This window comes from Aeromonas fluvialis (genome assembly GCF_000819885.1).
Classification (GTDB): domain Bacteria; phylum Pseudomonadota; class Gammaproteobacteria; order Enterobacterales; family Aeromonadaceae; genus Aeromonas; species Aeromonas fluvialis.
The window spans coordinates 1-1,376 of the sequence record NZ_CDBO01000038.1 but is presented as its reverse complement, the minus strand read 5'-3'; the positions used below and the strand labels follow the sequence as shown (position 1 = coordinate 1,376).

Sequence of the window (1,376 nt, the reverse complement as noted above, 5' to 3'; positions counted from 1 at the left end):
TGGCGCTTGAGCGCGACCTGCTACTCGCTGCTGGAAACAGCCAAGGCCAATCAGCTGGAGCCGTCAGCGTATATCAATCGGATCCCCCGTGTGTCAACCTAAGCCTGAGCCAACTGATTTTGAGATAACATATAAATCAGGGCACTCAGGAGAACGAAAATGCCTAAACCAGACACTTCTGCCAACCCCAAGGTTGAGCCAAAACCCGAGCTGGAAAAGCGGGGGCGACGTGTATTTACTGCCCAATACAAGCTATCCATTCTCCAGCAGGCCGATGCCTGCCAGCATGGGGAGCTCGGGGCGTTGCTGCGGCGTGAAAAGCTCTATTCCAATCAGCTACAGCAGTGGCGCCGCGAGCAGGCTGAGCATGGCTTGGACGGCTTGCAGAAGTCTGCTCCTGGACCTGCCCCCAAGAAGACCGCTGAGCAGAAGCGGATCGAGCTGTTGGAAAAAGAAATTCAGCGGCTTCGTAAGCAGCTCGAGGTCAAAGATGGCTGCCTGATGCTCCAAAAAAAAGCCTTGGCCATGCTGGACTCGCTCGAAGAGAGCAACTCATGAGCCTGTTGCTTGATGGACTGCTGCCTGCTGGTGTGTCAGAACGTGAAGCCTGCAGTGTGCTGAACATTTGCAGGAATAGCTGGCGTGCTGCTCGGGCCAGGAATCGCTTCTGCGGGCCCATCAGCCCCTATCGACGCAAGCGCAAAGAAACCCAACAACCACGCGCCCTGAGTGCAGAGGAACGCACAGAGGTGCGAGAGGTACTGAGCAGTGCTGAGTTCCATGATCAACCACCGGCACAGGTCTACTTCAGCCTGTTAGAGCAAGGCGTTTATTTATGCTCGGTCAGCACCATGCATCGGCTGATGCGGGAAGATGGTTTGAATGGTGAGCGCCGCCAGCAGCGACCTGCAAGCCCCCAGCCCATACCGCGCCTGCAGGCCACGGCCCCGCTCCAGGTCTGGAGCTGGGACATTACCAAGTTGCCCACACAGAAGCGTGGTGAATATCTGTCGCTCTATATCGTCATGGATTTGTTAAGTCGCTACATCGTGGCCTGGATGTTGTCGCGCAAAGAAAATAGCGCCCTCGCCAGCCATCTGATCCAGGAGGCTTACGAGCGCTATGATATCCAGCCTGACACACTGACCTTGCATCAGGATCGTGGTATGCCGATGACGGCGCATTGCTACCTTGATTTGCTTGGCGAATTGGCGATTACCGCCAGCCATAGCCAGCAGCTCATCGGCAGGGGATGGCCATTTGAATTTCTCCTCGGCGAGCGCCTTGTAATAGAGCACAAAGCCGTTGTCCTCCCACATCAGGCACTTGATCTTGTTGCGGCGGCGATTGGTGAAGGCATAGAGGGCACCGGAGAA

General features: G+C 56.0%; 1 protein-coding gene and 1 pseudogene. Both read left to right on the top strand.

Annotated features, from left to right (window positions below):
* Window positions 1–159: 159 nt before the first annotated feature.
* On the top strand, window positions 160–558 hold the full coding sequence (locus BN1125_RS08480) for a hypothetical protein (RefSeq protein WP_042011779.1): 399 nt from the start codon (window positions 160–162) through the stop codon (window positions 556–558).
* Window positions 555–1,223, top strand: a pseudogene (locus BN1125_RS19505) (transposase); the annotation flags it as partial. The gene BN1125_RS08480 and the pseudogene BN1125_RS19505, both read left to right, overlap by 4 nt.
* Window positions 1,224–1,376 lie beyond the last annotated feature (153 nt).